The 6,486-nt window shown below is 58.3% G+C and carries 3 protein-coding genes, 1 other RNA gene and 3 pseudogenes; all 7 read left to right on the forward strand.

Going from position 1 to position 6,486, the window contains the following annotated elements:
- A partial coding sequence (locus tag G7007_RS21390) for a (Fe-S)-binding protein (RefSeq protein WP_181105053.1) occupies positions 1-750 on the forward strand: 750 nt, incomplete at its 5' end.
- A gap of 184 nt (positions 751-934) precedes the next feature.
- A complete protein-coding gene (locus G7007_RS21395; protein WP_181105055.1) occupies positions 935-1,231 on the forward strand; it encodes a hypothetical protein in 297 nt (98 codons plus the stop codon).
- Between the two features lie 102 nt (positions 1,232-1,333).
- Positions 1,334-1,724, forward strand: a transfer-messenger RNA (tmRNA) gene (gene ssrA, locus G7007_RS21400).
- A gap of 187 nt (positions 1,725-1,911) precedes the next feature.
- Positions 1,912-3,042: pseudogene (locus G7007_RS21405) on the forward strand (tyrosine-type recombinase/integrase).
- Between the two features lie 950 nt (positions 3,043-3,992).
- Positions 3,993-4,973: pseudogene (locus G7007_RS21410) on the forward strand (integrase domain-containing protein).
- A complete protein-coding gene (locus tag G7007_RS21415; protein WP_181105057.1) occupies positions 4,970-5,245 on the forward strand; it encodes a hypothetical protein in 276 nt (91 codons plus the stop codon). The pseudogene G7007_RS21410 and the gene G7007_RS21415 overlap by 4 nt, the downstream one beginning before the upstream one ends.
- Positions 5,246-5,420: 175 nt before the next feature.
- Positions 5,421-6,317, forward strand: a pseudogene (locus tag G7007_RS21420) (type I restriction-modification system subunit M); the annotation flags it as partial.
- Between the last annotated feature and the right edge of the window lie 169 nt (positions 6,318-6,486).

Here is a 6,486-nt window from a genome sequence, read left to right on the forward strand (position 1 = left end):
CAGCAGGACCCGCGCCCACGGGTGGTCTACCTCGCCGCCTGCGTCTCCCGCGTCATGGGCCCCGCCGCCAGCGACCGCGAGCAGACCTCCCTGCTGGACAAGACCCGCGCCCTGCTGGAAAAGGCCGGCTACCAGGTGGTCTTCCCCGACAATGCCGACAGCCTCTGCTGCGGCCAGCCCTTCGCCTCCAAGGGCTATGCCGAACAGGCCGAGTTCAAGCGCCAGGAGCTGATCAACGCCCTGCTCCAGGCCAGCCGCGGCGGCCTCGACCCGATCTACTGCGACACCAGCCCCTGCACCCTGCGCCTGGTCCAGGACCTGGCCGACACCCGCCTGGAACTGCACGACCCGGTGCGCTTCATCCGCACCTACCTGCTCGACAAGCTCGAGTTCACCCCCCAGGACGAACCCGTCGCCGTGCACGTGACCTGCAGCACCCAGCACCTGGGCGAAAGCCAGGCCCTGATCGACCTGGCCCGACGCTGCAGCAAGCAGGTGGTCATCCCCGAAGGCATCCACTGCTGCGGGTTCGCCGGCGACAAGGGCTTCACCACCCCCGAGCTGAACGCCCACGCCCTGCGCAGCCTCAAGGACGCGGTGCAGTACTGTGGCGAGGGCATTTCCACCAGCCGCACCTGCGAGATCGGCCTCTCCGACCACAGCGGCATCGACTACCACGGCCTGGTCTACCTGGTGGACCGCGTCACCCGGCCGCTGAGCAAGACCGTGCCCATGCCGGAACCCGCCTGATGGCTTGAAGCCACCCATGCTGACGGGCCTGCCGCGTTCGATATCGATTCGAAATGTTGCCAAGCTCCGTCAACCCGGCCGTTTGCGGGAGATCGCGACATGGCGCCGATTGAACCCTGCGCGAGCGCGCACAGTCCATGGAACAGGCCCACCTGTGAGAGGCCATTTGTCCGAGGAGACATCTATGAAAGGTACCGCGCTTTCGGCCCTGTTCGCAGCCGCCACCCTGCTGGCCTCTCCGGCGTTCGCCGCCGACGACCTGTGCGCCATCAACCTGCAGAAGATCAACGACATGCAGGCCACCAACACCGCCGCCAACGTCGGCACCGTGGAAACCGGCGGCCCAGCCGCCGACATCGACGAGCAGGTCAAGCAGGCCAAGGACGCCCAGGCCGCTGGCGACACCAAGAAATGCATCGCGATCACCAGCAAGGTCGTGACCGACCTCGAGAACCTCGAGAAGAGCAGCAACGGCCGCTAAGCCGCTCCCGGCAGGCGGCCAGACCAGGAGTCGACGCCGCCCGCCAGATGCGGTATAGTCCGTTTCACGTACCGCGAGGTACGGCAACCTGAGCTTGACCCTGGGGCCGATTAGGATTCGACGCCGGTAGTGAAACTTTAGGTGCATGCCGAGTTGGTAACAGAACTCGTAAATCCACTGTTGCAACTTCTATAGTTGCCAATGACGAAACCTACGGGGAATACGCTCTCGCTGCGTAAGCAGCCGAGCCCTCCCTTCTGGTAGCTTCGGCTCCAGCAATCACTAGGGGATGCCTGTAAACCCGACCTGATTGTCATACAGAACAGGATCGCCGCGTAGTACGTTGTGGACGAAGTGGCTAAAACTTACACAACTCGCCCAAAGCACCCTGCCCGTCGGGCGGCTGCGGGTTAACTGAATAGACACGGCTAAGCATGTAGGACCGACAGCGGAGCACTGGCGGACGGGGGTTCAAATCCCCCCGGCTCCACCAAATGATCAATCAAAGACGTCCATGGACGTCTTTTTTTGTGCCTGGAAGTCAGTGAAATCAAGGATTTACTGCTCTTTTGAGGGCCACACGGTTTTTTGAGTTCCAGCCATCCCAATATTCCCAGTGGTATTCCAGCCTACCTGGGGCTAATCTTGGGAATACCAAAAGGTGTCATGAAGCTTCTCCCATGTGCGCTCAAACAGCTCGCCTCTCCGACCGCCAGCTCAAGACGGTCAAGCCCAAAGACAAGGACTATGTCCTCACGGATGGCGACGGCCTCCAGCTCCGAGTCCGGGTCAATCGCTCGATGCAGTGGAATTTCAACTACAGGCGTCTGCTCACCAAGAATTGAATCCCTACCCAGAGGTCTCTCTGGCGCAAGCTCGACGGAAGGCGGTTGAGGCTAGGGAATTACTTGCGTAGGAGATCGACCCCAAAGCTCATCGAGATGATCTCGCGCAGACCAAGCTAGCCGAGATAGAACATACGTTTGAGAAAGTGGCAATCGCCTGGCTCGAACTGAAAAGGACTCGGTCACGCCGGCCTACGCTGAGGACATCTGGCGCTCACTCACTCTGCGCGTTTTCCCGAGCATGAAATCGACTCCGATCTCGGAAGTGAGCAAACTGATGGTGATCAAAATCCTTCGCCCCATTGAAGCGAAAGGCAGCTTGGAAACCGTGAAGCGGCTAAGCCAGCGCCTCAACGAGATCATGACCTACAGGGTCAATTCGGGAGCGAATACCAGCATCAAACGCACCACCCGCTGCCTGATCGAATGGCAGTTGCACATCATGAATCGGCCTGCCGAAGCAGTGACTACTCGCTGGGTAGACATCGACCTTGAAAAAGGCGGGTCTGGACCATCCCACCGGAGCGGATGAAAAAGCGCCGTCCTCATAGTATCCCGCTGAGTGATCAAGCAGTCGCGCTGCTGGAATCTATAAAAACTCACAGCAGCCATCGCGAATACGTCTTCCCGTCAGACAGAAATCCGCGTACCCACGCCAATAGTCAGACTGCCAACATGGCGTTGAAACGCATTGGGTTCCAGGATCGCCTGGTCAGCCACGGCCTGCGCTCTATGGCCAGCACCATCTTGAATGAGTATGGGTGGTACCCGGAGCTCATCGAAGTCGCACTAGTCCACGTAGACAAGAATGAGGTGCGCAGCGCCTACAACCGAGCCTACTACATCGAACGCCGACGACCGATGATGGCCTAGTGGAGTGAGTACATTCAGAAAGCTGCCACCGGCAGCTTGCTCGCCTCAGCGTACGACCAAGTCAGAGACAAGAACGTGGTGCCGATACGCTAGCGCTATGCAGCCGCAGCAACGGCAGCAACTGAGCGTTCAAGATTCAGTGCAAGCAGCCTCGCTTATCCGCTTCTCAGCGCGGGTCCATCCAAACAGGGCTGCAAAGCCGTTCTGTTTAGATGAACCTTACTTTGAAGATCGAAAAGCAACCACGTTGTCCGGGGTTTGCCACGGAACTCCACCGGTGGACAATCGACCTTCAAATCCAAAGTGGCCCCGAATTTCGAACCTTGACCGGATTTATCCACAGGCATAAAACTGACCGCGCAAGCGCTGTAGACGACAGCACCCCGGGTGACCCAAATCTTAAAGATCACGCCGCTCTCGCGGTAGTCCTTCCCGCAAATGGCGATTTGCATCTGGCAGCTCGCCCGGTCACCTCACCGGTGATGGATGCCTCCTTCAGATCATGGCCCTCGTGCGCCAGACAACGCCTCCTATTTCGCAGCCCTGCAACAACCTATCCGCTTGGCCGAATCTTGCGCCAACCTGCGCCCGTCTCTTTCTCTTGGAAAGAGACGGGCGCTTCTAACCCTGCTGCAGCCCTCATCTCACTTGGCTTTGCGGCAAATTCACTTGTGACAATCAGCGAGACAAACGTCGATGTCACCAACAACAGCACTGCAGATGATGGTGCCGCAGACCAAGGAATGGACTGCACCTGACTGACAGTCAGGCATGCCCCGGTCATCGCACCGCTGCGCTCACCCGGCTCAGGTTCTCGCGGCACTGGTCTCGTCAGCCAATGCAGCCTCCACCCGCCCACCGGCAACGCTGCTCAGGAGGCCAGATCATGAGATGCCCTTGCCCCCGGTCGTAAGGAGTCGCCATTCCCGCGTTAGAGGACGCCCCCCCACAGGTCGCAGGAGCCTTGATCACTGATAACACTCAGCATTTTTGGCGGGATGACGTGGGGCGAGGATCGGAGAACGGTAGATGAGGTGACTGACATAGCATTGGTGGGTAGACGCAATGGCCGCAATTTCGGTTACGGCAGGCAGCTGAGCTACGCAGGACCGCAGGCGCTGAAAGACATGTTCGGCGGTGGCCATTACGGCACGGTCAAGGCGCACTGTGATCGGTGGCTAGCACTCTTGAAATGGTGCCGCTCTGAGCAGCGGCCAGGTATCAATGACGCGCATCAGATTGATTGAAAGGTGTTGGCCGACTACGCAGCGTATCTGCGCGACATGGTTAGGCGCGGTGACCTCGCCGTAAGCACCGCACAAAACCGACTATCCAGCGTTAACAGGACCATGGCGGCGCTTCGCGGTGATCAGTACGTGAAGTTGCCAAGTCCGAGCAAGGCGTTGGGTATGCAGCGCACTGGGGTTCGCCAGTCGGTGCCACAAGGCCAAGACCGCGAACAGGTGAAGCAGATCGTCGATGCGCTTTGCAGCCAAAATCTGCTCCGGGCCGCCGCAATCGTTCTGTTGGCGCGAGCCACCGGCATGCGCTTGCGTGAAGCCATCTTGGCTGACTTGCCACGGCTAAGTCGTGAGGCTGAAGCCTTCGACAAGATCAATATCCAAGATGGCACCAAAGGCGGCCGCGCCGGCGCCTCGGCGCCACGATGGATTGCGGTGGACGACCATATTCGAGGTGCGCTTGGGTTTGCACGGCAGGTGTCGCCTACGGATAGCCGCAACCTGATTGCCCCAAACGAAAATTACCTGAACGTTGTGAAGGAAGTCGTCCGGCCTGCGCGGGACATCCTGCACACACACAGCCTCAAAGGCTTCCATGAGCTACGAGCGGCTTACGCATGTGAGCGCTACGAGCACATAACCCAATACCTCGCGCCAATCAATGGCGACCAATGTTGCCAGGTAGACAGGAACCTTGATCGAGATGCTCGACGACAAATTAGCTATGAGCTGGGGCACGGTCGGATCGACGTGGTTGCTGCCTACATTGCAGGACACGCATGAGTATGCCATTCGACATGGATTTGTTCTTGGCTGGCGTTCTGACCGGCTCGCACGCAACCCGGCAGCGCCATGTGCGACAGGCGAAAGTCATCCAGGCTGAGATTGCAGAGCGCTGGCAGCAAAAAACGCCCTGGGGTTGGCAGAGAAAGCACGTTGCTTGGTTTCTCGATCATCACCTAGCCGAGCGCACTCGGGCGACAGGGTACTACTACTTGCTGACGGTGCAACTGCTCGCTCGCCGACTAGAGAAATCATGGGTATTTCACCTTTAGTCTGCGATCCAGAGTGAGTTGGGCGGGATGCTTAAGCTTAGGATCACTGATCGTCGGACCGCTTCTCTATGCTCTCCAACACCCCGTTACGAACATCAGCGCCATCCCAGTCTACCAAACTGGTTTCCCTTCCGCTGGCACCTTTACCGCCAAAAGCTCCTCAGCATTGGTTAAGATGCGCTCCTTAGCTTACACATGGGTGCGGTACAACCGCCCTAGCAGCGCTGCCATCCGGCGCTTTGATTTGGAGTATTTGCAGTTGAACCACGCGGTCCACAACAAACTGGTTTCCTTTATCTGGTCGATTGCCGACGACTGCCTGCGCGACGTCTATGTGCGCGGAAAATACCGGGACGTCATCTTGCCCATGGTGGTGCTGCGCCGACTCGATGCCTTGCTAGAGACCAGCAAGGCCAAGGTGATGGAAGAGCTTGCCTTTCAGCAACGTGTAATGAGCCAGACCGAACTGGACTGCAGCGCACTGCGTGCCGCTTCCGGCTACGTGTTTTACAACACTAGCAAGTGGACGTTAAGCCAACTGCAGAAGACCGCCACCAATAACCAGCAGATCCTCCTGAGCAACGTTGAGGAATACCTAGACGGATTTAGCGACAACGTCAAAGACATCATCTGTCGCTTCAACCTCAAGTCGCAGATGCGCCATATGGCCAGCAAAGACGTGCTACTCGACGTACTGGAAAAATTCACATCGCCGACCATCAACCTCACCCCGCACGACAGCGAGGACCCACAAGGTAACCGCCTGCCAGCCCTAAGCAACCTAGGCATGGGCTATGTGTTCGAAGAGCTGATCCGCAAGTTTAACGAAGAGAACAACGAGGAAGCCGGCGAACACTTCACCCCGCGCGAGGTGATAGAGCTGATGACGCACTTGGTCTTCGACCCGATCAAGGACCGTCTGCCCACCGTGATGACCATCTACGACCCGGCCTGCGGTAGTGGCGGCATGCTCACTGAGTCGCAGAATTTTATTGAGGAGAAATATCCGGACTCGACCACTCAGCGCGACATCCACTTGTACGGCAAGGAGATCAACGACGAGACCTATGCCATCTGCAAATCGGACATGATGATCAAGGGCAACAACCCTGCGCACATGGCGGTCTCAGTGACCAAGTGCAACACCCGAGGTAAGGTGCTGCATGACTACTCACTACACCCACTTGACCATCGAAGAGCGCGTAACGCTAATGATCATGCGTATGCAAGGCGCCTCGCTG

This window comes from Pseudomonas entomophila (genome assembly GCF_013523125.1).
In the GTDB taxonomy this organism is placed as follows: Bacteria; Pseudomonadota; Gammaproteobacteria; order Pseudomonadales; family Pseudomonadaceae; genus Aquipseudomonas; species Aquipseudomonas entomophila_B.

Bases quoted from the DNA above. Each gene is read 5' to 3' on its own strand.
- G7007_RS21395 (WP_181105055.1), top strand. From the start codon at position 935: ATGAAAGGTACCGCGCTTTCGGCCCTGTTCGCAGCCGCCACCCTGCTG.
- G7007_RS21415 (WP_181105057.1), top strand. From the start codon at position 4,970: ATGAGTATGCCATTCGACATGGATTTGTTCTTGGCTGGCGTTCTGACC.